The organism is Pseudomonas sp. PSPC3-2 (assembly GCF_049897085.1).
Classification (GTDB): domain Bacteria; phylum Pseudomonadota; class Gammaproteobacteria; order Pseudomonadales; family Pseudomonadaceae; genus Aquipseudomonas; species Aquipseudomonas paraveronii.
In genome coordinates this window covers 303396-326839 of the sequence record NZ_JAFCVO010000003.1, presented here as the reverse complement: position 1 = coordinate 326839, position 23444 = coordinate 303396, and the positions used below count along the sequence as shown (strand labels likewise).

Genomic DNA, 23444 nt, shown 5'->3' with positions numbered 1-23444 from the left:
CTAACGGTCAACCTCTACAGCCCACGTTTCATGCGGAACATGGCTTTTTGACATTCCCTTGGCGCCAATAACTTGCCAGCCATTGATTAACAAGCGGTGGGCTACCGCCTATAAAGATGCTGTCTGGCCCAAGGGCCAAAGCCTACACCTATCTGTAAAAAGGCCTACGCCATGATTGATCTTTCCACCTGGAACCTAAGCATTCCGGTCGGCTCGCCCCCCACGACGATCGACACCCCAAAGCTGATGAATGGCTTCAACGACCAATATTTCCAGGCCGAAGGCAGCAACGTGCAATTCTGGACACCCGTCACCGGCACCCGCACCGAAAACGCCATTTACCCCCGCAGCGAACTGCGCGAAACCTACGCCGATGGTCGCCTGCGCAACTGGACCTACCCCGAAGCCGACAATTATCTACACGCCACATTGACCGTCAATCAGGTGCCATCCTCCGGGAAAATCGTCATCGGCCAGATCCACGCCTACGACAGCCAAAAACCGCTGATCAAGCTGGAATACCAGTTCAAGGAAAAAACCCAGACCGGCAACATCGTCGCCAAGGTCCGCATGCGCCCGGACGAGGACGAAAGCCGGGTGATCATCGTCGCCTCCAATGTGCCGCTGGAGAAGAGCTTTACGTACACCATCAACCTCAATAAAGCCGGCTTGCTCAGCGTGTACGCCGCCGACGATGAGTGGAACGAACGCATTGGCGCGGCATGGGGCAGCAAGCTGCTGTATTTCAAGGCGGGGACGTATGTGCAGGACAACAGTGGCGACAGCAAGGAAGGTGCACGGGTGACGTTTGCCAAGCTGGATATTGATCATGAGTGAACGATGGCTTGTTTGATCTTTAAGTCGGCGCTGTCCGCGATGGCGGTGGGTCAGTGACCGGATAAGCTGTTTGACCGTCCGCCATCGCGGGCAAGCCCGGCTCCCACATGTGCCCTACGTCGATTGAGGGTTAAGGGTCTGTCCTACACGATTCGCCGAGCGCGACCTGCAAGCGGATCAAATCCCGGCCAAAAAAAAGCCCGCATCGCTGCGGGCTTCTTTTTAAACGCCTGAGGCTCAGTTCACCTTGGCGTTCAACTCACCTTTCAGGTAACGCTGGTACATCGCTTCCAACGAGATCGGCTTGATCTTCGAAGCATTGCCCGCAGTACCAAACGCTTCATAACGTGCGATACACACATCGCGCATCGCCGTCACGGTCGCGCCGAAGAATTTACGTGGGTCGAATTCGCTCGGGTTGGTGGCCATCAGGCGGCGCATCGCGCCGGTGGACGCCAGGCGCAGGTCGGTGTCGATGTTGACCTTGCGCACGCCGTACTTGATGCCTTCGACGATTTCTTCAACCGGTACACCGTAGGTTTCTTTGATGTCGCCGCCGTACTGGTTGATGATCGCCAGCCACTCTTGCGGCACCGAGGAAGAACCGTGCATCACCAGGTGGGTGTTGGGGATGCGCTTGTGGATTTCCTTGATGCGGTCGATGGCCAGCACGTCGCCGGTAGGCGGCTTGGTGAACTTGTAGGCGCCGTGGCTGGTGCCGATGGCGATGGCCAGGGCGTCGACCTGAGTCTTCTTGACGAAGTCGGCAGCTTCTTCCGGGTCGGTCAGCATCTGGCTGTGATCCAGCACGCCTTCGGCGCCGATGCCGTCTTCTTCGCCGGCCATGCCGGTTTCCAGGGAACCCAGGCAGCCCAGCTCGCCTTCAACCGATACGCCGCAGGCGTGAGCCAGGGCCACGGTTTGTTGGGTGACGCGCACGTTGTACTCGTAGTCGGTCGGGGTCTTGCCGTCTTCGCCGAGGGAGCCATCCATCATCACCGAGCTGAAGCCCAGTTGGATGGAACGCTGGCACACGTCTGGGCTGGTGCCGTGGTCCTGGTGCATGCACACCGGGATGTGCGGGAACTCTTCGATCGCAGCGAGGATCAGGTGACGCAGGAACGGGGCGCCGGCATATTTGCGCGCACCGGCCGAGGCCTGGACGATCACTGGAGAGTCGGTCTTGTCAGCGGCTTCCATGATGGCGCGCATCTGCTCAAGGTTGTTGACGTTAAAAGCTGGGACGCCATAGCCGAACTCGGCTGCGTGGTCCAGCATTTGACGCATGCTGATAAGTGCCATTGTGTTGTCTCTCCCGGTCGAGGGTCGTTAATCGTGCAAGCCTGCCGTAGCGGCGGCTGCTATTCAAGTTATTGCCGGTCAGGCTTTGCATGCCTGGCTGGCTGAATCGTTTTTTGTGAGCCGGACTCAACGCCGACATCACTTTGAAACCGTATCAATGTGGGAGGGGCGGTGCGACGATTCGACTTGCCCGCGACGGCGATTTACCTGTCGACATCGCGGGTGGCTGACCCAACGCTATCGGGGGCAAGTCGAATCGTCGCACCGCCCCTCCCACATTTTGGTCTCATTAATGTTGAGACCGTGTTCTGTTTACTGGGCCTTGCAGCCGCGCCCGATCAAATCGTCGGTGGCAACCCAGTAAACCAGGCCTTCCTCACCTTTTGTGTGAAACGCCAACTGGTCGTTGCTGTACAACACGCCCGACGCCGCCACGTCCTGCTTGAGGCGGTAAACCTGGGGCGAGCCGCCGAGACGGACGTCCACTTCGGTGCGGGCCGGGTTGGCAAAGCGCCAGTTGACCTCGGCCTTGCTGTCGCAGGTCCAGGTCGTCCATTTGTCGGCAGGCTCTGCCTTGTTGAACATGTTCATGCTGCTGCAACCGGCCAGTAGGGCCAGTGCTGCCAGGGCGAAAACGCCTTTCATTGCCAATCCTCGCACGCAGGCCCAAGGGCTGCGTTGCAGTCGGTTAGTTGATCAGACCCGTCAAGGGCAACCCTGTTCCTGACCGTTGGGCGCAGAGTCGTATTTCTCCAGCCGTTCGTTGCCCAGGCGCTTGTTGATCACCGGCATGGTCTCGGCTTGCCAATCGGCCTGGTTGCAGTTTTTTTTCTGCACAGGCAGCGCTTTTCCAGGCGCCGGCGCCGCGCTCGGCGTGCTGCCGCAGCCGGCCAACAGGCCCGCTGCAATCACCAGTGCCAACGACTTGATCATGGGAATGCTCCTTTTCCTGATCTGCCTCAGCCTTTGGCTCGGCTTTCCAGGACTTCAACGGCAGGCAGGACTTTGCCTTCGACAAATTCAAGGAACGCGCCGCCACCGGTGGAAATGTAGGAGATCTGGTCGGCAACGCCATATTTATCGATGGCCGCCAGGGTGTCGCCGCCGCCGGCGATGGAGAATGCCGAGCTTTCGGCGATGGCTTTGGCCAGCACTTTGGTGCCGTTGCCGAACTGGTCGAACTCGAACACGCCGACCGGGCCGTTCCACAGGATGGTCCGGGAGGCTTTCAGCAGCTCTGCGAAGTTGGCCGCAGTTTGCGGGCCGATGTCCAGGATCATGTCATCGGCCTCCACGTCATCGATGAGTTTGACCGTGGCTTCGGCGCTTTCGGCGAATTCCTTGGCCACGACCACGTCCACCGGCAGCGGCACGCTGACCTTGGCGGCGATGGCACGCGCGGTGTCCAGCAGGTCCGGCTCGTACAGCGACTTGCCCACCGGGTGGCCGGCTGCCGCCAGGAACGTGTTGGCAATGCCGCCGCCGACGATCAGTTGGTTGCAGATCTGGCTCAGGCTGTTGAGCACGTCCAGCTTGGTGGAGACTTTGGAGCCGGCCACGATGGCGGCCATTGGCTGGGCCGGCGCACCCAGGGCCTTGCCCAGTGCGTCCAGCTCGGCAGCCAGCAACGGGCCAGCAGCCGCGACCTTGGCGAACTTGGCCACGCCGTGGGTCGAGCCTTCGGCACGGTGAGCGGTGCCGAATGCGTCCATCACGAACACGTCGCACAGGGCGGCGTATTGCTGGGCCAGTTCGTCACTGTTCTTTTTCTCGCCCTTGTTGAAGCGCACGTTTTCGAACAGCACGATGTCGCCGGCCTTCACGTCGACGCCGCCCAGGTAGTCAGCTACCAGCGGCACGTCGCGGCCCAGGGCCTTGCTCAGGTAATCGGCCACAGGCTTGAGGCTGTTTTCAGCCGAGAACTCACCTTCGGTCGGACGACCCAGGTGGGAGCAAACCATCACGGCTGCGCCTTTTTCCAGGGCCAGCTTGATGGTCGGCAGCGAGGCCAGGATTCGCGCATCGCTGGTGACAACACCGTCCTTGATTGGGACGTTGAGGTCTTCGCGAATCAGTACGCGTTTACCTTGCAGATCGAGGTCGGTCATCTTCAACACGGTCATGGGTGGCAATTCCTGAGAGTCTTTGAATTAGAGAACGGATTTTGGGGCGGCTATTTGCAGATAGTGCTCTGCAACGTCCAGCATTCGGTTGGCAAACCCCCATTCGTTGTCGAACCAGGCCAGGATGTTCACCAGCCTCGGGCCGGAAACGCGGGTCTGGCTGGCATCGACAATCGCCGAATGCGGGTCATGGTTGAAATCACAACTGGCGTGAGGCAATTCAGTGTAGGCCAACAAGCCTTTGAGCGGGCCGCTGGCGGCGGCGTCGCGCAGAATCCGGTTGACCTCCACGGCATCGGTGTCGCTGACGGTTTGCATGGTGATGTCCAGACAGGACACGTTCACCGTCGGCACCCGCACGGCTTTGGCCTGAATTCTCCCGGCAAGTTCCGGCAACAGTCGTTCGATGCCACGCGCAAGGCCAGTGGACACCGGAATCACCGACTGAAACGCCGAACGCGTGCGACGCAGGTCTTCGTGGTGATAAGCGTCGATCACCGGCTGGTCGTTCATGGCCGAGTGGATGGTGGTAATCGACACGTAGTCCACGCCGATCGCCTGATCCAGCAGGCGCAACAGCGGCACGCTGCAGTTGGTGGTGCAGGAGGCGTTGGACACCAGCCGCTCATCGCCGGTCAGGCAATCCTGGTTGATGCCGTAGACGATGGTGGCGTCGACATCCGCCTCGCTGGCCATCGGCTGGGAAAACAGCACGCGGGGTGCGCCGGCGTCGAGAAAACGCTGGCCGTCGGCACGGGTGTTATAGGCACCGGAGCATTCCAATACCAGGTCGACGCCCAGCGCCGCCCAGTCGATGCCCTCGGGGGTGGCACTGCGCAACACTTTCACGCAGTCGCCCTTGATATGCAGACAATCGCCGTCGACCCGTACTTCGCCGGGGAACCGGCCGTGGGTGGAGTCAAAGCGTGTCAGGTATTCGATGCTGGCCATGTCGGCCAAATCGTTGATCGCAACAATCTCAAACCCGGCCGCCGGCCCTCGCTCGAACAGAGCACGCAAGACGCAACGACCAATGCGGCCGTAGCCGTTGAGTGCAACTTTGTAGGGACGCGGTTGGGGCATGGGGTTCTCGATTACCTTGGGTAACAGGGTGAATGTGCCACCGCCTTCGCGAGCAAGCCCGCTCCCACATTTGAAATGCATTCCAAATGTGGGAGCGGGCTTGCTCGCGAAGGCGTCAGTACAGCCACCGCAATTTACAGCCTTAGTCTTCCAGCAGCTCTTCAGCCTGACCCAGGATGTTTTCCAGGGTGAAACCGAACTCTTCGAACAAGGCTGGCGCCGGCGCCGACTCACCGTAGGTGGTCATGCCGATCACGCGGCCTTCCAGGCCCACGTACTTGTACCAGTAGTCGGCGTGAGCCGCTTCGATGGCGATACGCGCACTGACCTGCAACGGCAATACCGATTGCTTGTAGTCAGCGTCCTGAGCTTCAAACACGCTGGTGCATGGCATGGACACCACGCGCACGTTATGGCCTTGGGCAGTCAGCTTGTCGTAGGCCTGAACGGTCAGGCCGACTTCGGAACCGGTGGAGATCAGGATCAGCTCCGGCTCGCCGATGCAGTCCTTGAGCACGTAGCCACCACGGCTGATGTCGGCGATCTGCGCGTCGGTGCGCACCTGATGTTGCAGGTTCTGACGCGAGAAGATCAGCGCCGAAGGGCCGTCCTTGCGCTCGATCGCGTGCTTCCAGGCCACGGCGGATTCGACCGCGTCGGCTGGGCGCCAGCAATCGAGGTTCGGCGTAGTGCGCAGGCTGGTCAGTTGCTCGACCGGCTGGTGGGTCGGACCGTCTTCGCCCAGGCCGATGGAGTCGTGGGTGTACACGTGGATCACGCGTTTCTTCATCAGCGCGGCCATGCGCACGGCGTTGCGCGCGTATTCCATGAACATCAGGAAGGTCGCGCCGTAAGGCACCAGGCCGCCGTGCAGGGACACGCCGTTCATGATGGCGCTCATGCCGAACTCGCGCACGCCGTAGTACATGTAGTTGCCGCTGGCGTCTTCGGCCGAAACACCTTTGCAACCTTTCCACAGGGTCAGGTTGGAACCGGCCAGGTCGGCCGAACCGCCGAGGAACTCAGGCAGCAGCGGGCCAAAGGCGTTCAGGGTGTTCTGGCTGGCTTTACGGCTGGCGATGGTCTCGCCCTTGGCCGCGACTTCGGCGATGTAGGCCGAGGCTTTCTCCGAGAAGTCGGCAGGCAGGTCACCGGCGAGACGGCGCACCAGCTCATTGGCAAGCGCAGGGAATTCGGCGGAGTAGGCGGCGAAACGCTGGTCCCACTCGGCTTCGGCGGCCAGGCCTTTTTCCTTGGCATCCCATTCGGCGTAGATGTCGGCCGGGATTTCGAACGGGCCGTAGTTCCACTTCAGCGCTTCACGGGTCAGGGCGATTTCCGCGTCACCCAGTGGGGCGCCGTGGCAGTCTTCTTTACCTTGCTTGTTCGGCGAGCCGAAACCGATGGTGGTCTTGCAGCAGATCAGGGTCGGCTGCTCGCTCTTGCGGGCGGTGTCGATGGCGGTCTTGATTTCTTCCGGGTCGTGGCCGTCGACGTTGCGGATCACTTGCCAGTTGTAGGCTTCGAAACGCTTAGGGGTGTCATCGGTGAACCAGCCTTCGACTTCGCCGTCGATGGAGATGCCGTTGTCGTCGTAGAAGGCAATCAGCTTGCCCAGGCCCAGGGTGCCGGCCAGGGAGGAAACTTCGTGGGAAATGCCTTCCATCATGCAGCCATCACCCAGGAATACGTAGGTGTGGTGGTCGACGATGTCGTGGCCGGGGCGGTTGAACTGCGCGCCCAGGACTTTTTCAGCCAGCGCGAAACCGACGGCGTTGGCCAGGCCTTGGCCCAGGGGACCGGTGGTGGTCTCGACGCCTGGGGTGTAGCCGAATTCCGGGTGGCCCGGGGTGCGGCTGTGCAGCTGACGGAAGCTCTTCAGATCGTCGATAGTGAGATCGTAGCCGGTCAGGTGCAGCAGCGAGTAGATCAGCATCGAGCCGTGGCCGTTGGACAGCACGAAGCGGTCACGGTCGGCGAACGCTGGGTTGCTCGGGTTGTGTTTCAGGTAGTCACGCCAAAGGACCTCGGCGATATCCGCCATGCCCATCGGGGCACCGGGATGGCCGCTGTTGGCTTTTTGCACGGCATCCATGCTGAGGGCACGAATGGCGTTGGCACGCTCACGACGGCTGGGCATCGCTGTTCTCCTGAGGGTTGAATAAAAGAAACGGAAAAAAGGACCGGCATTTTCCCTCAGCCACCGCCTGCGGGCAATGACAGATAGTCACTTGAGGGTGTTTTTCCTGTGGTTTGCGCGGCAATCGCCTGCAGAACTCGGCCGCCCCTTCGTCTAAGAGGGATAGCGCTCGCTTATAACCGCCACTTATCGACCAATATCAAAACTTTTTGATATTGACCTTGCGATGATTTCCACCCATCACTAGACTGCTGGCCTTATGAACCTACCCGTGCCCTCCCTGCGTCCCGACGATGGCGATGAACTGGCTGCCTTATGCAAGGCCGCTGGCGACCCGTTGCGCCTGAACGTACTGCGGGTGCTGGCCAACGATTCCTTCGGCGTGCTGGAACTGGCGCAGATCTTCGCCATTGGTCAGTCGGGCATGAGCCATCACTTGAAGGTCCTGGCCCAGGCCGACCTGGTGGCCACCCGTCGCGAAGGCAATGCGATTTTTTACCGCCGCGCCCTGCCCCACACCGAGCTGCTCGGCGGCAAGCTGCACAGTGCGCTGCTGGAAGAAGTGGACAACTTAAGTCTGCCCAGCGACGTGCAGTCGCGCATCGGCCAAGTGCATGGGCAGCGCGCAGCGGCCAGCCAGGACTTTTTCTCACGGGTTGCCGAAAAGTTTCGCGCCCAGCAGGACCTGATCGCCGGCTTGCCCCAATATCGCGAAAGTGTACTGGCGCTGCTGGACAAGCTGAGCTTCAGTCATGAAGCGACCGCCCTGGAAGTCGGGCCAGGGGATGGCGGCTTTTTGCCGGAGCTGGCGCGCCGTTTTCACCAGGTCACGGCGCTGGACAACAGCCCGGCGATGCTCGAACTGGCGCGCCAGTTGTGCGAGCGCGAGGCCCTGGGCAACGTCAGCCTGCAGTTGGCGGACGCCCTGAATGACACCAGCCTGCGGGCCGATTGCGTGGTGCTGAACATGGTCCTGCACCATTTCGCGGCCCCCGCCGACGCCCTCAAGCAGATGGCGAATTTGCTGCAACCCGGCGGTAGCCTGCTGGTTACAGATTTATGCAGCCACAACCAGAATTGGGCCAGGGAGGCCTGCGGTGATCTCTGGTTGGGTTTTGAACAGGACGATCTGGCCCGTTGGGCCACCGCTGCGGGACTCGTTCCCGGGGAAAGCCTCTATGTAGGTTTACGCAATGGTTTCCAGATCCAGGTCCGCCATTTTCAGCGACCGGCTGGCGACACTCACCATCGGTAAATATCAGGAAAACATCGAGATGAGCGAATACTCCCTTTTCACCTCCGAGTCCGTGTCTGAAGGGCATCCGGACAAAATCGCCGACCAGATTTCTGATGCGGTGCTGGACGCCATCATTGCTGAAGACAAGTTCGCCCGTGTGGCGTGCGAGACTCTGGTGAAAACGGGCGTGGCGATCATCGCCGGCGAAGTCACCACCTCGGCCTGGGTCGACCTGGAGCATATCGTCCGTGAGGTGATCACCAACATCGGCTACAACAGCTCCAACGTCGGCTTTGACGGCGCCACCTGCGGCGTGATGAACATCATCGGCAAGCAGTCCCCAGACATCAACCAAGGTGTCGACCGCGCCAAGCCAGAAGACCAGGGCGCCGGCGACCAGGGCCTGATGTTCGGCTATGCCAGCAACGAAACCGACGTGCTGATGCCGGCACCGATCACCTTCTCGCACCAGTTGGTGCAGCGCCAGGCCGAAGCCCGTAAATCCGGCCTGCTGCCGTGGCTGCGGCCGGACGCCAAGTCCCAAGTAACCTGCCGTTATGAAGGCGGCAAAGTGGTCGGCATCGATGCTGTCGTGCTGTCAACCCAGCACAACCCGGACGTTTCCTACGCCGACCTGCGCGAAGGCGTGATGGAGCTGATCGTCAAGCACGTACTGCCGGCTGAACTGCTGAGCAAGGACACCCAGTTCCACATCAACCCGACCGGCCAGTTCATCATTGGTGGCCCGGTGGGCGACTGCGGCCTGACCGGGCGCAAGATCATTGTCGACAGCTACGGCGGCATGGCCCGTCACGGCGGTGGCGCGTTCTCCGGTAAAGATCCATCCAAGGTTGACCGTTCGGCAGCCTACGCCGGTCGCTACGTGGCCAAGAACATCGTCGCCGCCGGCCTGGCCGAGCGTTGCGAGATTCAGGTGTCCTACGCTATCGGTGTGGCCCAGCCTACGTCGATCTCGCTGAACACCTTCGGCACCGGCAAGATCAGCGATGACAAGATCGTCAAGCTGGTGCGTGAGATCTTCGACCTGCGCCCTTACGCAATCACCACCATGCTCGACCTGCTGCACCCGATGTACCAGGAAACCGCGGCCTACGGCCACTTCGGCCGTACCCCGGCGCAGAAGACGGTCGGCGACGACACCTTCACCACGTTCACCTGGGAAAAAACCGACCGCGCCGACGACCTGCGTATCGCTGCCGGCCTGTAATCGCTTGCGGTACTCAAAGCCCTGCCGGGTTCGCCCGGCGGGGCTTTTTATTGGTGCGCGATTCGCGTCGTGCTTCACATTTTTTGGATCCAAACCTTGCAGGCCAAATAATGGCCCACTAGAATCCGCGCCCTCCCGGGCCTTCCACCTAATTATGGATATTGCACTGCGCCAGCCCGGGACTCATCAACGCGCAGGCAATCGAACATTGAGGTTTTCATGCGCATTTCCACGCTCGCCCCGACCGCCCTGCTGCTCAGCCTGTTCGCCCTGCCGGTAAATGCCGCCGACCTGAGCGCACTGAGTGGCGCACTGAGCTCCCAACTCGGTGGCGGCAACTCCGGCGACTGCCAACAGCAAGCCAAAGACCTGCAAACCAAGATCGATGCGGCCAATGCCAAAAACGACACCTTGAAAGTGAAGGCCTTCGAAGCCGCGCTGGAGCAGGTCAACAAAGGCTGTAACAAACTCGCCGAGTCCCAGGCCAACGTCGATGCCAAGCAGCAAAAGCAGCAGGCCAAGACTGAAAACAACGATGCCGTGAAAGCCTTGGGTGGTCTGTTCAAGTAAGCAGAAACACCCGGTAAAAAGCCCCGACCTGTCGGGGCTTTTTTGTGGGCGCGAAGATCCCTTAGGCTGAGCGCCCCTTACCGAGCAAGGATGCTCCCGATGCGCCTGCTGATTGTTCTTTTACTCAGTGTTCTAACCGGGTTGGCCAGGGCTGAAGAGTGCCCCGATGATGCGCGCGCGCAGATCGGCCCGCTGGCCCGGCAAATCAGTCTCTGGGATGACAACTACCACCGGCTTGGCCATTCGCCCATCAGCGATGAACTCTACGACCAGGCCCGCCAACGCCTGGCTCACTGGCACCGGTGCTTTCCCCAACCGGCTGCGGTAGCTGACAAGCCATTGGCCAGCTCACGGGGCACCTCGCCGCACCCGGTGGCCCATACGGGCCTGGAAAAATTGCTCGACGAACACGCCGTCGGCGAATGGCTCCGGGCTCGCCAAGACGTCTGGATTCAGCCCAAGGTCGATGGTGTCGCCGTGACCCTGGTCTACCGCCAGGGGCGCTTGCGCCAAGTAATCAGCCGAGGCGACGGCCTGCTCGGCCAGGATTGGTCTGCCTCCGCGAAAAAAATCCCCGGCATCGTCCAGCAACTGCCAGAGCCCATCGCCCTTGTGCTGCAAGGTGAGCTCTACTGGCGTCTCGACGACCACGTGCAATCGACCCTCGGCGGGCTTAATGCGCGCAGCAAGGTGGCCGGCCTGATGAACCGTCGACAATTGAACGACACCGAGGCGGCCGGGATCGGTCTGTTTGTCTGGGCCTGGCCCGATGGCCCGGCAGACTTTACCGAACGCCTGGCCACCCTGGCTGGCTGGGGCTTCACCGACAGCCAACGCTACAGCCGGCCCATTCAGGACATCGCCGACGCCGCCCGTTGGCGCACCTACTGGTACAACCATCCACTGCCTTTTGCCAGCGATGGCGTCGTGCTGCACCAAGCCACCCGTGCACCCGCCAAGCGCTGGCAGGTCAGCGCGCCTTACTGGGCGGTCGCCTGGAAATATCCAGCAGCAAAGGCCCTGGCGCTGGTACGCAAGGTGCAGTTCAACATCGGCCGCACCGGGCGCATCACGCCTGTCCTGGAGCTCGAACCGGTGCGACTGGACGACAGGCAAATCAGCCGCGTCAGCACCGGTTCCCTGCAACGCTGGAAAACATTGGATATACGCCCCGGCGATCAGGTTTCCATCAGCCTCGCCGGCCAGGTCATTCCGCGATTGGACGCAGTGATCCTGCGCAACGAAACAAGAGTGGATATCCAAGTCCCCAGCGCCAGGGACTTTCACGCCCTGAGTTGCTGGCAACTGGACCCCGGCTGTGAAGAACAGTTGCTGGCCCGCCTGACCTGGCTGAGCGGCAACCAGGGCCTGGGCCTGCCGCATATGGGCCGTGAGACGTGGAACGTATTGATCCAGGCCGGTCTAATCGCAGGCTTCCTCGATTGGTTAACCCTGGATGCGGCAGAGCTTGCTAACATTGAAGGCTTCGGTGATCGCAGCCGTGCGCGGGTGCTCGACAGTATTCGTAGCGCACGGCAACGGCCTTTTGCTCAATGGCTCAAAGCCCTGGGCGTGCCGCCCGCGGCACGCAATAACCTGGAAGGCGACTGGCAGGCGCTGGTTGCCAAGGACACCCAAGCCTGGCTGGCCCTGGATGGCATCGGCCCGGGACGCGCGGCGCAACTGAGCGCTTTTTTTCGCGACCCGCAGATCCAGGCGTTGGCTGAGACACTACGCGTGGCTGGGATTGACGGGTTTTGAACCTGACCCGGCCACTAGATTGCGACTTTGGAGCGCCCTATGAAATTTTTAGCCCCTTTTGCCCTGCTGACCGTCGCATGCTTCATGGCGACGCCGCTGCTGGCAGCCGAAGAAGCAACCCCACTGACCGGCTGCGCCGCCAAGCGCCAGGCCATCATCACCCAGATCGAACAGGCCAAGGCCCATGGCAACAGCGCACAACAGGCCGGCCTGGAAAAAGCCCTGAGTGAAGTCACGGCCAACTGCACCGACGCCACCTTGAAAAAGGAGCGCGAAAACAAGGTACTCGACGCCAAGCATGACGTCAGCCGCCGTCAGGCCGACCTCGACAAGGCGATGAAAAAAGGCGACGCGGACAAGATCAACAAACGTAAGGACAAACTGGCCGAGTCGCGCAAAGCACTGCAGGATGCGGTGGAAGAACTCGACCAGTAAACCGGTCAGTGGTCCCGGAACTGCTTATGGCAGGCGCTGCAGGCATCTTCGACTTTCTGCACCGCAGGCGAAAGGTTACTGGCCTTGTAGGGCTGCACCTTGCTTGCGATCACCAATTCACCGGTGGCCGCTTCGAGGTCGCGGGCCAGTTGCTGGAATTGCGCCTGTTTTTGCCAAACGTCGTCCTTCGCGCTGGTGTGGTCTTCCTCTCGCACGCTCGGGAAATGCTTCCACGGCTCATGGGACAACGCATCGAGCTTGACCGCGCCTTCCGCGAACTTCGGGCCGTCGAACGGGATGCGTCCACGCAACATGCCACCCAGGTCTTCGCCGGTCTTGAGCATTTGCTTGAAGATCGCCTTGCGCTGACCCAGGGGCGAATTCGGATCAACGCCGCCACAGGCGGACAGCGCCAGGCAGACCAGCAGTACAACAGTCAGTTTTTTAAAAGTCATGGTGGCTTCGAGGTCACGGGAAACGGCGGCCAGTATCCTCGCCCCGCCTGCAAAGACCAATAGCCCTATTAACGATAAGGGTTGCCCAAACGCGTCGGCGCGCGGGCAATCGCTTCAGGAATTGCTTGTATGAATATCGCTTTGAAACCCTGGAGCCGCCGCCTGGCGTGGGCTCTACCGATGATCGTGATGTTGGCCGGCTGCGATGTGGGCAAGGATGCGCACAAAGATGAAACTATCAAACCCCATGCGGTCGCCACCTATGTGAGCGCACCGTGGGAAGCGCTGCCGGCGGTGTCCGATAGCGAACTGCTAGCCGGGTTTGAATCCTGGCGCAGCGCCTGCCAACGCCTCAAGGCTGACCCGGTGTGGGGCGCGACCTGCGCGGCGGCAACTGCAGTGCCAGGGGATGCGGTGGCGGTTCGCGGTTTTCTCAAGGAGCGCCTGGACGTATTCGGCCTGCGCTCGGCCGACAACACCCCGAACGGCCTGATCACCGGCTACTACGAGCCGGTCTACCCCGGCAGCCTGACCGAAACCCCTACCGCCCATGTGCCCGTGTACGGCGTGCCGGACGACCTGATCATCGTCAACCTCGAAAGCATCTACCCGGAACTCAAGGGCAAGCGCCTGCGCGGCCGCCTGGAAGGTCGTGTGCTCAAGCCGTATGACGACGCCAGCACGATCAACGGCCAAGGCTCCACCGCCAAGCCGATCGCCTGGCTGACCGACCCGATGGACCTGCAATTCCTGCAGATCCAGGGTTCGGGCCGAATTCAACTGGCTGGCGGGCGCCAACTGCGTATCGGCTACGGCGACCAGAACGGCTACCCCTACCGCCCTATCGGCCGCTGGCTGGTGGAACAAGGCGAGCTGAAGAAAGAAGACGTGACCATGGGCGCCATCGCCGCCTGGGCCAAGGCGCACCCGCAGCGCATTCCGCAACTGCTGGCGAGCAACCCCAGCTACGTGTTCTTCAGCGCCCGCCCCGACAGCAACGAAGGCCCACGCGGCTCGCTCAACGTGCCGCTGACCGCCGGCTACAGCGTAGCGGTGGATCGCAAGGTGATTCCGCTGGGCAGCCTGTTGTGGCTGTCGACCACACGCCCGGATGGCACACCGATCGTGCGCCCTGTCGCCGCGCAGGATACCGGCGGCGCAATCACCGGCGAAGTGCGCGCGGACTTGTTCTGGGGCACAGGGGAAGCAGCAGGCGAACTGGCAGGGAATATGAAGCAGCAGGGGCAGATCTGGATGTTGTGGCCCAAGGGGGCCGTATTACCCCAGGTGCCGGATGCCCCAGCCGGCACCTGACCGACGCTGATCGACAATGTGGGAGCAAGCCGGCTCCCACACGGCGGCAGGCGTTAGATCGAGACGAAGAAGAAACTCACAATCAGCGCCATGCCAACCGCCCACACCAGCGAGCGCAGGATGGCCCAGTCCGCCAGGTAGCAGATGATGTACAGCAGGCGACTGGTGATAAACAACACCGCGAGGACATTGATCGTAACCAGTTCGGCGTTGCCAGCCAGGTGCGCGATGATCACAGCGGCAGCAAACGCCGGGGTCACTTCAAAGCTGTTGAGCTGCGCGCTGTGGGCACGTTTGGCGAAGCCTTCCAAGGTATCGAGGAAGGCACGCGGGTCATGGTTCTGCCGTGGCCCGAACTTGCCGCCGCTGAATTTGGCCACGCCTATACACAGGTAAGGCAGAAAGATTGCGATCAATACACACCAGAAAGCGACAGTCATTACTCATTCCTTTTTTGGTTTTATCAAGACGGCTAGCGTTTTATCACGAACATGCTGGTCAGCCCCCATCCACAGGCGATGGGCCCAACGGCATGACCCAAAGCACCCAAGCGTAGCTCATCAACACACGCCCCGGTCGGCGCCGGTAGCGCCTCCGCTCACTGATCCTTATTGATCCGCTGCGGATGCCTCGGGTCCGCTGCAGCCTTGCCCGGCAGGCTGCTTTCGCTGCGGATCTGCGCGTGGCTGATCAGCGCAAAGATACAGCTCCCGCCAATGATATTGCCGGCCAGGGTCGGCCCGGCGAATATTAGCCAGAAATCCTTCCACGGCAATTCGCCGGCAAATACCAGGTAAGACACTTCCGCCGAACCGACCACGATGTGGGTGAAATCCCCCAGCGCCATCAGGTAGGTGATCAGGATGATGATCCAGATCTTGGCGCTTTCCATCGACGGGATCATCCACACCATGGTGGCGATCATCCAGCCGGAAACGATGCCCTTGGCGAACATCTGGCCGGGGGCGTTTTCCATGACTTTGCGTCCGATCTCAAGGAAGGCCAAGTCGGTCTTGGTATCGAAGATCGGCAAGTGCAGCATCACATAGGCCACCAGCAAGGTGCCGCACAAGTTACCCACCAGCACCACCGTCCACAGGCGCAGAAGACGCCCGGCATTGGCCAGGGTCGGTTTGCTCATCACCGGCAGCACTGCGGTCAGGGTGTTTTCAGTGAACAACTGCTGGCGTGCGAGGATCACCGCCAAAAAGCCCGCGCAATAGCCGAAGCTGGCGATGACTTTGAACCCTTCACCGTCCGGCAGGCGCGAGTTGAGTAGGCCCATTCCCATCAGTGAGAGGCCCATAGTCAGGCCCGCCGCCAGCGCCGACCACCACAATGCCGCCACCGAGCGCTCGAGCTCCTGATCGCCCTGAGTGCGGATGATTTCATGCAGTACAGCCGCGCGGGGCGGCTGGTTCTTGTCAACGTCGTGCTGTTCTTCCTGCGACAGGTTGGGGGTTTTGCCGTCGTCGTTCGTGGCCATGATGTTCCAGAGTCCAAGAGGTGTCTGTAGCTACGACAGGCTGGAGCAATGGCTGTTCAGTGGCGTGGCAACTAAACCGGTATGCGCCAGGCTTTGGCCATCTCCACCGTGGTCGAGCGGAACGATTTTGACCAGGGTTTGTTGCGCGCACCGTAGTGCTGAATGATGTCGTCGAGCACTCGGTTGAACTCAGCGGGGGTGGTCGCCTTGGCCAAATTACCTGCGGCGCGTTGCAACAAGTCGACGTTGGCGCCTGTCTGGCCGGGGCGGTACAGCGATGGGTAGATGACCTCGCGGGTGAAATTTTCGGCCTTTACCGAGAGGTCGCGCCTTTTCATTTCGGCGACCGCACTGGCCATGACCTTGGACATCGACGAGGCGCCCGAAGCCTGCTTGGCCGCCACCTGCAACAACTGCTGAAAATTGCGCTGCCCCGCTGCATTCAGGCGCCGCCCCAGCCACTCGACATGTTCTGGCCGGCTGGCGAGCGCATCCAGGTTGCGCAGCGCGGCAGACAGTTCAGGGGTGAAGATCAAGCTGTCGTAGTTCTGGTTCACCTTGGCAATGGCATTGTCCAGGGCCTGCAATGCTTGTTGCGCGCTCTTTCTGAACCTCAATACCGCAGCCGCAGCCGGCTCTTTCTGCAAGGTTTCCTGCACACTGGCCAACATCTCATCGTCCATCGCCAGCACAGCGTCATCCAATGAAGCAAAAGTGTGATGCTCGCGAACCGTGTCGCGTTGCTCCAAGTGCGCCGCCACGGTTTTGCGCGCGTGTGCCTGCAGATGCTGCTTGTGCTCGGCGCTCATGGTGAAGTTCACGGTGCCGTTGAGTGTGCCGCGAAAATCCCCCTTATTCGTCTTCAGCCGCAGGACCACTGTCTGCTCGGCAAACGCCTTGAGCCGTTCATCTTGATAGGCCTCGGCGGACGTATGGGACGTTCCCGTCACCTTATCGACGAGGCCACTGAAAAACCCGACGCTTTTTTTCGGCGTTGCAGCGTCTTCGGCTTCAAATTTGACGATCAGAGACTCGTACTGGCTTAGCGGACTTTCTGCAAACGAGCGCTCGATCACCCCGGGAGCCGGCGTGTTGAGCAGCAGGCCACCGTCCTGAAACGCCGTGGCTTCGGCAGTTTCCTGAAAGGCATGGCCCTGCTCGGTCGGGCGCTTGAAAAGCACCGGCAATGACGCCGAAATGTGCGCGGCGCGGGCGATGTCCATGTCTGGGGTCAAGCTGGCGTTAAACGCCACCAATTGCGGGCGGCCGTCGAACATACCCGTACCGGTGATATTGAGTGGCTTGATCGCTGGGATATGTCGGTTCAACACCTCAAGATCGCGAAAAGTCGGCGCGCCGCCAGCGCTGAGCCGGTCAGCAATTTTCATGACTGCGTCTGGCCGGGTGGCCCTTGGCGTGGCGGCGATATGGGCGAGGATCGACTGGCGTGACTCGTTGCGCAGCAATTCCTCCAGGGGATACGCCTCGGTTTGCAGGCGCGGCATCAAGGTCAGCAGCAATTGGGCGATATTGCCGGCAGGGCCTGGCAAGCGCCCGATGAGTTTGCCAATACGAGTACTGGCCTCTTGCAGCCAGGCCGTTAACGGGTCGTTACTATTCAACAGGCTCGGCAGGTCGATACTGTTCGATAGCTTGCCGAAGACCTCGGCGTTCATGCCACTGGCGAGCAACGTTGCAGAAATCGCGCCGGCCGATGAGCCGGAAATAACCTGGATACCTTGCAGCTTCCCGCTGTCCTCAAGCGCCTGCACCATCCCCGGATAGGCAATGCCTTTGGCTCCCCCGCCACTGAGCACCAGATGGCTGGGCGGTGGCGGCGACACCACAATGTCCACCTGGCCGTTAATGTCGCGGGAGAGGCTCAGCTTGCGCGGCCCAACCCCTTCAACCAAGGTCGGTTTCACGCCTTGGCTGAAGGAGGATTGTGGCGACTGAAGCGAAGGCGGCCGAATTTGGGCAGCCGGATTGGAGGACACTTTCATACACAGGCTCTCAATACAGGATGTAGTCCTGAGTGATGAGAACGCCCGGGAAAGATCCACCTGGAATGATTTGGTAAAGCAATCAAACCGGTGAGCGGTTACGCAGGGTGGCTGTCTTCCTTGAACTGGTCCTTCACGTACTTGATCTCGGTCCGGCCGTGCGGCGCGGGCAAACCGTCTTCGCCGAGGTTGACGAAGACCATTTTTTCCACAGTGAGGATGCTTTTGCGGGTGATCTTGTTGCGCACTTCACAGGTCAGGGTGATGGAGGTGCGGCCGAAATCGGTGGCGGTGATGCCCAGCTCGATGATGTCGCCCTGGCGCGAGGCGCTGACGAAGTTGATTTCGGAGATGTACTTGGTCACCACCCGCTGGTTGCCCAATTGAACAATCGCGTAAATGGCCGCTTCCTCGTCGATCCAGCGCAGCAGGCTGCCACCGAACAGGGTGCCGTTGGGGTTGAGGTCTTCAGGTTTTACCCATTTGCGGGTGTGGAAGTTCATGGTCACTCCAAAACGTCTTGCCGAATGATGGGCAACATCATGGCAGAGCCCGGGCTCAAGCTCTATGCGCTATTGCCTATCAACCCCATGCGCGATCTTCATCCCGCCGACAGAAAGGCTTGGGAAGTGCCGCGTACACAGCTATAATCGCCCCCGCTTCAAAACGGTCATCTTCAGTTGATACCGTTCTCCCGCCACCTGTCCGAGGGGCGCTGCAGCAGGTTCAACCTGTCAGGCTCGGATGGGGCGTTGTCCGGCCTGGTTACCCTGGCCTGATACTAAACGCACAACGGCGCCCATTCGCACACTACGAATGGAGGCTCTTCATGAGCGCTGTAATTACGCCTGCAGATTTCAACGACTACAAAGTCGCCGACATGTCCCTCGCTGCCTGGGGCCGTCGCGAAACCTTTATCGCCGAATCCGAAATGCCAGCCCTGATGGGCCTGCGCAGCAAGTACGCCGCTGAGCAACCGCTCAAGGGCGCGAAGATTCTTGGCTGCATCCACATGACCATCCAGACTGCCGTGCTGATCGAAACCCTGGTTGCCCTGGGTGCCGAAGTGCGTTGGTCGTCCTGCAACATCTTCTCGACGCAAGACCAGGCTGCCGCCGCCATCGCTGCTGCCGGTATCGCGGTATTCGCCTGGAAAGGCGAGACCGAAGCAGAGTACGAGTGGTGCCTGGAGCAAACCATCCTGAAAGATGGCGCGCCATGGGATGCCAACATGATCCTCGACGACGGCGGCGACCTGACCGAGTTACTGCACAAGAAGTACCCGCAGATCCTCGACCGCGTCCACGGCGTGACCGAAGAAACCACCACCGGCGTACACCGCCTGCTGGACATGCTGGCCAAGGGTGAGCTGAAAATCCCGGCCATCAACGTCAACGACTCGGTGACCAAGAGCAAGAACGACAACAAGTACGGCTGCCGTCACAGCCTGAACGATGCCATCAAGCGCGGCACCGACCACCTGCTGTCGGGCAAGCAAGCCCTGGTGATCGGCTACGGTGACGTGGGCAAGGGTTCGTCCCAGTCCCTGCGTCAGGAAGGCATGATCGTCAAGGTCTCCGAAGTTGACCCGATCTGCGCCATGCAAGCCTGCATGGACGGTTTCGAAGTGGTTTCGCCGTTCATCGACGGTATCAACGACGGCAGCGAAGCAAGCATCGACAAGGCCCTACTGGGCAAGATCGACCTGATCGTGACCACCACCGGTAACGTGAATGTCTGCGATGCCAACATGCTCAAGGCCCTGAAAAAGCGCGCCGTGGTGTGCAACATCGGTCACTTCGACAACGAAATCGACACCGCTTTCATGCGCAAGAACTGGGCATGGGAAGAAGTGAAGCCACAGGTCCACAAGGTTCACCGTACCGGCTCGGGCGATTTCGACCCGCAGAACGACGACTACCTGATCCTGCTGGCCGAAGGCCGCCTGGTAAACCTGGGTAACGCCACTGGCCACCCAAGCCGCATCATGGATGGCTCGTTCGCCAACCAGGTACTGGCGCAGATCTTCCTGTTCGGCCAGAAATACGCCGACCTGTCGCCGGCCCAGAAAGCCGAGCGCCTGACCGTGGAAGTGCTGCCGAAGAAACTCGACGAAGAAGTGGCCCTGGAAATGGTCCGCGGCTTCGGCGGCGTGGTGACTCAACTGACCAAGACCCAGGCCGACTACATCGGCGTGACCGTTGAAGGTCCGTTCAAGCCGCACGCTTACCGCTACTGATATGCCTGTTGCCCTCTCTTCGGGAGGGGGCATTTTGTGGAAGCGGGCTTGCTCGTGATGGCACCGACTCGGCACACCTGCAACAGCGAGCCGCCCCCATCGCGAGCAAGCCCGCTCCCACATTAATCGGTGCACGCCTTCCGGTATTCTGAGTTTCCAAGGGTATTACCATGTCCCAAGACCGTCGCTACAGCTTCGAGTTCTTCCCGACCAAGACCGATGCTGGGCATGAAAAACTGATGGCGACTGCCAAGCAGTTGGCCAGCTACCACCCCGACTTCTTCTCCTGCACTTACGGCGCCGGCGGTTCGACCCGTGACCGCACGATCAACACCGTGTTGCAGCTGGAAAGCGAAGTCAAAATTCCCGCCGCGCCGCACTTGTCGTGCGTGGGCGACAGCAAGGCCGACCTGCGCGCCCTGCTGACCCAATACAAGGCCGCCGGGATCAAGCGCATCGTCGCCCTGCGCGGTGACTTGCCATCCGGCATGGGCATCGCCAGCGGTGAGCTGCGCTACGCCAACGACCTGGTGAGCTTCATCCGCGAAGAAAGCGGCGATCACTTCCACATCGAAGTGGCCGCTTACCCGGAGATGCACCCACAGGCGCGCAACTTCGAAGACGATTTGCAGAACTTTGTGCGCAAGGCCAACGCCGGCGCCGACAGTGCAATCACCCAATACTTCTTCAACGCCGACAGCTACTTCTACTTCGTAGAGCGTGTACGGGCCTTGGGTGTGAACATCCCGATCGTGCCGGGCATCATGCCGATCACCAACTACAGCAAGCTGGCGCGCTTCTCCGACGCCTGCGGTGCTGAGATCCCACGCTGGGTGCGTAAACAACTGGAAGCCTATGGCGACGACGTCAAAAGCATCCAGGCGTTCGGCGAACAGGTTATCAGTGAGATGTGTGAACAATTGTTGCAAGGTGGCGCGCCAGGGTTGCACTTCTATACCCTGAACCAGGCTGAACCTAGCCTTGCCATCTGGAACAACCTGAAGCTGCCACGCTAACGCCTGCCCGGCGGTGCCAAGGCCCTCGCCCCTACGAGGGCCTTTGTCGTTTTACATGCCCACGGAACCCAGCAGTCCATGAATACCGCGCCCCCGACTTCCCGCCCGCAACTGGTCTATCTGGTTTTCGGCGCCGAGACCTATCACCAGGAGGCCGTCTTCAGCATCGCCAGTGCGCTGGCTTTTCTGCAGGAGACTCCGGACGCCGCCATAGACATCCAGGTCTTCAGCGACAACCCCGAACCCTATCGCCTGCTGCCGGTGCGTGTGCGCCCGCTGGACGAAGCCACCCGCAAACGCTGGAGCGAGCCCCACGGTTATCACTTCCGCACCAAACATGTGGTGCTGCGCCAGGTGCTGAAAGAATCGCCAGTGGCGCTGCTGATCGACACCGACACGTTCTTCCACCATTCGCCCACGACCCTGTTCGAGCGCGTGCAGCCCGGCACCCTGCTGTGCAACGATTTCTACTCCAAGTACGGCGACAACCACGAAAACATTCTCTACTCCGCGTTGCACCAACGCCTGCTGGACATGGGCTTGGCCGACGATGACATGATGAATCTCAACTCCGGGGTCATCGGCCTGACGCAACAGGACGCGCACATCCTCGATCACTCCATCGAGTTGATGGACGAACTGTTCCCTCACGCCCAGGGCGCCTACACCCTGGAAGAGTTCTGCCTGTCGATCGCCGCCTACCGCACCCTCAACGTGCGCGGGTGCCCGGACCTGATCCACCACTACTGGAGCCGCAAGCAGCTGTTCCGCGCCAAGGTCAAAGCGTGGGTCGCCAAGCACGCGGCCGCCCCCACCAGCGCGCAGGCCCTGGCCGACACGCGGCAGGTCTCCTCCCACTTGCCGCGACCACCGCGCCTGCAGCGCCTGATGTACAAGCTGATCACCCTGCTCTTGCCCAAGCACCAGCAACAGTTCATCCGCGAAATTCTCTACGGTTGCTACGAGCACGAAAACGAGTTCGACCGGGCGTGCGGCCCGGCGTGGTGGGACAAGGCGCGACAGAATCAGGAACAGCGCCAAAAGCGTCCGTTCGACGCCCACCAATTGGAACACTGGTTCGCCAACCCGGCGGTCAGGCTGATTCTCGGCGAACGGCGCACCGCAATCTACGAACACTTGATGACCTCGCCAGCCCACTAGCGATCCCCGCAGATGCGTGTGCCAGAGCTTCTCTTTAACGCAGGAGCGTCGTAACCTCAGGCCATGCCCGTGATTCTCAAGCTGTTGACCGCGACATTTTTCACTTGCCTGAGCCTGGCCGCTTACGGCGAGAAGTTGCGCATTGTCACCGAGCCGTGGGCGCCCTATGTGTACGACGACAACGGCACCATGCGCGGGCTGGACTATGAAACCACGGTGATCGTGTTCCAGCGCCTGGGCGTCGATGTGCAATGGCAATTCCTGCCATGGAAACGCTGCCTGAGCATGCTCGAACAAGGCCACGCCGACGGCGCGCTGGATATTTTCCACAGCCATGAGCGCGATGCCCTGCTGTTGTACCCCAGCGAACCGCTGTCGGAGGTGGAGTTCGTGCTGTTCTACGCCAATGAGCGGCCCCACCCGGCCCAGACCCTCGACGAGCTGCGCAACCTGACCGTCGGCACCTCGCCGGGCTACCTGTATGGCGCGCAATTCAGCGAATCGAGCCTGTTCCATCGCGAGCCGGCGCCGACTCATGAAGCGAACTTCGGCAAATTGATGCTTGGCCGCATCGATCTGCTGGTGACTGACCGCAGGGTCGCTCAGCATGTGATCAACGCATTGGGCCTGGAAGGCAAGGTCAGCCAGGCGCCCGTCGTGATCAGCCGCCAGCAGCAGTTCCTCGCGGTGCGCCGTGGCGCCGGGATGGACCTGCTGGTGCAGCGCTTTGCCGCTGAACTCAAGCGCTTCAAGCAAGAGCCGGCCTACACCGCCTTGAGCGCCAAATATGGTGGTATTCAAACCGCAGCCGAGCCGATTACACTGCCTGAACACACCGTTGAGCAGCAGGAAAGCAGCGCGCCGTGATTGCTCTGTTATACTCCGGCCTTCCCGCCAGGCTTACGCCCGGCCGCTGAGGTCTTGAAAAAGGCACCCAACCCCGCTACTGCGCAGCTTTCAAGCCCGCGCGAGCCGGTGGAGTGCCCGCCAGACGCAGCAGGACCGGACGGGATTGCGCTCCCCTAAGCGCCATTCACGCCCGGCAAGATTATCC

The 23444-nt window shown here is 60.9% G+C and carries 22 protein-coding genes and 1 riboswitch; of the genes, 11 read left to right on the top strand and 11 right to left on the bottom strand.

What is annotated here, in order from left to right; translation table 11 throughout:
• Positions 1-171 precede the first annotated feature (171 nt).
• The gene (locus ACP7CJ_RS08260; protein WP_276195245.1) at positions 172-837 is read left to right on the top strand and encodes a polysaccharide lyase family 7 protein; all 666 of its coding nucleotides are present in this window, start codon (positions 172-174) and stop codon (positions 835-837) included.
• A 237-nt stretch (positions 838-1074) separates the two neighbouring features.
• Here the strand turns inward: ACP7CJ_RS08260 and fba are convergent, their stop codons facing one another.
• From fba to tkt, 6 genes are all read right to left on the bottom strand, one after another.
• The gene (gene fba / locus ACP7CJ_RS08255; protein ID WP_247404048.1) at positions 1075-2139 is read right to left on the bottom strand and encodes a class II fructose-bisphosphate aldolase; all 1065 of its coding nucleotides are present in this window, start codon (positions 2137-2139) and stop codon (positions 1075-1077) included.
• 312 nt (positions 2140-2451) lie between these two features.
• On the bottom strand, positions 2452-2784 hold the full coding sequence (locus tag ACP7CJ_RS08250) for an MliC family protein (RefSeq protein ID WP_247404051.1): 333 nt from the start codon (positions 2782-2784) through the stop codon (positions 2452-2454).
• A gap of 60 nt (positions 2785-2844) precedes the next feature.
• Complete coding sequence (locus tag ACP7CJ_RS08245; protein ID WP_276195247.1) at positions 2845-3072, bottom strand: hypothetical protein; 228 nt, start codon at positions 3070-3072, stop codon at positions 2845-2847.
• A gap of 26 nt (positions 3073-3098) precedes the next feature.
• A complete protein-coding gene (locus ACP7CJ_RS08240; RefSeq protein ID WP_276195248.1) occupies positions 3099-4262 on the bottom strand; it encodes a phosphoglycerate kinase in 1164 nt (387 codons plus the stop codon).
• A gap of 27 nt (positions 4263-4289) precedes the next feature.
• On the bottom strand, positions 4290-5345 hold the full coding sequence (epd, locus tag ACP7CJ_RS08235; RefSeq protein WP_276195249.1) for an erythrose-4-phosphate dehydrogenase: 1056 nt from the start codon (positions 5343-5345) through the stop codon (positions 4290-4292).
• Between the two features lie 142 nt (positions 5346-5487).
• Complete coding sequence (gene tkt, locus ACP7CJ_RS08230) at positions 5488-7485, bottom strand: transketolase (RefSeq protein WP_276195250.1); 1998 nt, start codon at positions 7483-7485, stop codon at positions 5488-5490.
• A 259-nt stretch (positions 7486-7744) separates the two neighbouring features.
• On the opposite strand from tkt, the gene ACP7CJ_RS08225 reads away from it, so the two are divergent.
• The 5 genes from ACP7CJ_RS08225 to ACP7CJ_RS08205 all read left to right on the top strand — a co-directional run bounded on the left by ACP7CJ_RS08225 (position 7745) and on the right by ACP7CJ_RS08205 (position 12716).
• Entirely contained in the window at positions 7745-8740 is a 996-nt protein-coding gene (locus tag ACP7CJ_RS08225) for an ArsR/SmtB family transcription factor (protein ID WP_276195251.1), read from the top strand.
• A 19-nt stretch (positions 8741-8759) separates the two neighbouring features.
• Positions 8760-9950, top strand: coding sequence for a methionine adenosyltransferase (metK, locus tag ACP7CJ_RS08220; RefSeq protein ID WP_276195252.1), 1191 nt, complete (start codon positions 8760-8762; stop codon positions 9948-9950).
• Between the two features lie 219 nt (positions 9951-10169).
• Positions 10170-10520, top strand: coding sequence for a DUF1090 family protein (locus tag ACP7CJ_RS08215; protein ID WP_253399854.1), 351 nt, complete (start codon positions 10170-10172; stop codon positions 10518-10520).
• Positions 10521-10619: 99 nt separating this feature from the next.
• A complete protein-coding gene (gene ligB, locus ACP7CJ_RS08210; protein ID WP_426099990.1) occupies positions 10620-12281 on the top strand; it encodes an NAD-dependent DNA ligase LigB in 1662 nt (553 codons plus the stop codon).
• Between the two features lie 39 nt (positions 12282-12320).
• Entirely contained in the window at positions 12321-12716 is a 396-nt protein-coding gene (locus ACP7CJ_RS08205) for a DUF1090 domain-containing protein (protein ID WP_276195255.1), read from the top strand.
• Between the two features lie 5 nt (positions 12717-12721).
• On the opposite strand, the gene ACP7CJ_RS08200 is transcribed toward ACP7CJ_RS08205, so the two are convergent.
• Complete coding sequence (locus ACP7CJ_RS08200) at positions 12722-13171, bottom strand: c-type cytochrome (RefSeq protein ID WP_426099989.1); 450 nt, start codon at positions 13169-13171, stop codon at positions 12722-12724.
• 129 nt (positions 13172-13300) lie between these two features.
• On the opposite strand from ACP7CJ_RS08200, the gene mltA reads away from it, so the two are divergent.
• Positions 13301-14485 carry a murein transglycosylase A gene (mltA, locus tag ACP7CJ_RS08195; RefSeq protein ID WP_426099988.1) on the top strand — a complete coding sequence of 395 codons (1185 nt, stop codon included), beginning with the start codon at positions 13301-13303 and terminating at the stop codon, positions 14483-14485.
• A gap of 53 nt (positions 14486-14538) precedes the next feature.
• On the opposite strand, the gene ACP7CJ_RS08190 is transcribed toward mltA, so the two are convergent.
• From ACP7CJ_RS08190 to ACP7CJ_RS08175, 4 genes are all read right to left on the bottom strand, one after another.
• Complete coding sequence (locus ACP7CJ_RS08190; protein ID WP_276195261.1) at positions 14539-14925, bottom strand: MAPEG family protein; 387 nt, start codon at positions 14923-14925, stop codon at positions 14539-14541.
• Positions 14926-15083: 158 nt separating this feature from the next.
• Positions 15084-15971, bottom strand: a complete 888-nt coding sequence (locus tag ACP7CJ_RS08185; protein ID WP_276195263.1) for a formate/nitrite transporter family protein — start codon at positions 15969-15971, stop codon at positions 15084-15086.
• Between the two features lie 71 nt (positions 15972-16042).
• Entirely contained in the window at positions 16043-17974 is a 1932-nt protein-coding gene (locus ACP7CJ_RS08180) for a patatin-like phospholipase family protein (RefSeq protein ID WP_426099987.1), read from the bottom strand.
• Positions 17975-18072: 98 nt separating this feature from the next.
• Positions 18073-18477, bottom strand: coding sequence for an acyl-CoA thioesterase (locus tag ACP7CJ_RS08175; RefSeq protein WP_276195266.1), 405 nt, complete (start codon positions 18475-18477; stop codon positions 18073-18075).
• A gap of 198 nt (positions 18478-18675) precedes the next feature.
• Positions 18676-18782: riboswitch (S-adenosyl-L-homocysteine riboswitch) on the top strand.
• A 21-nt stretch (positions 18783-18803) separates the two neighbouring features.
• On the opposite strand from ACP7CJ_RS08175, the gene ahcY reads away from it, so the two are divergent.
• The 4 genes from ahcY (at position 18804) to ACP7CJ_RS08155 (ending at position 23257) form a co-directional block, all read left to right on the top strand.
• The gene (gene ahcY, locus ACP7CJ_RS08170; protein ID WP_276195267.1) at positions 18804-20213 is read left to right on the top strand and encodes an adenosylhomocysteinase; all 1410 of its coding nucleotides are present in this window, start codon (positions 18804-18806) and stop codon (positions 20211-20213) included.
• Between the two features lie 170 nt (positions 20214-20383).
• Positions 20384-21229 carry a methylenetetrahydrofolate reductase [NAD(P)H] gene (gene metF, locus ACP7CJ_RS08165; protein WP_253399864.1) on the top strand — a complete coding sequence of 282 codons (846 nt, stop codon included), beginning with the start codon at positions 20384-20386 and terminating at the stop codon, positions 21227-21229.
• 78 nt (positions 21230-21307) lie between these two features.
• On the top strand, positions 21308-22390 hold the full coding sequence (locus ACP7CJ_RS08160; RefSeq protein ID WP_276195268.1) for a hypothetical protein: 1083 nt from the start codon (positions 21308-21310) through the stop codon (positions 22388-22390).
• 63 nt (positions 22391-22453) lie between these two features.
• Positions 22454-23257 carry a substrate-binding periplasmic protein gene (locus tag ACP7CJ_RS08155; protein WP_426099986.1) on the top strand — a complete coding sequence of 268 codons (804 nt, stop codon included), beginning with the start codon at positions 22454-22456 and terminating at the stop codon, positions 23255-23257.
• The last annotated feature ends 187 nt before the right edge of the window (positions 23258-23444 follow it).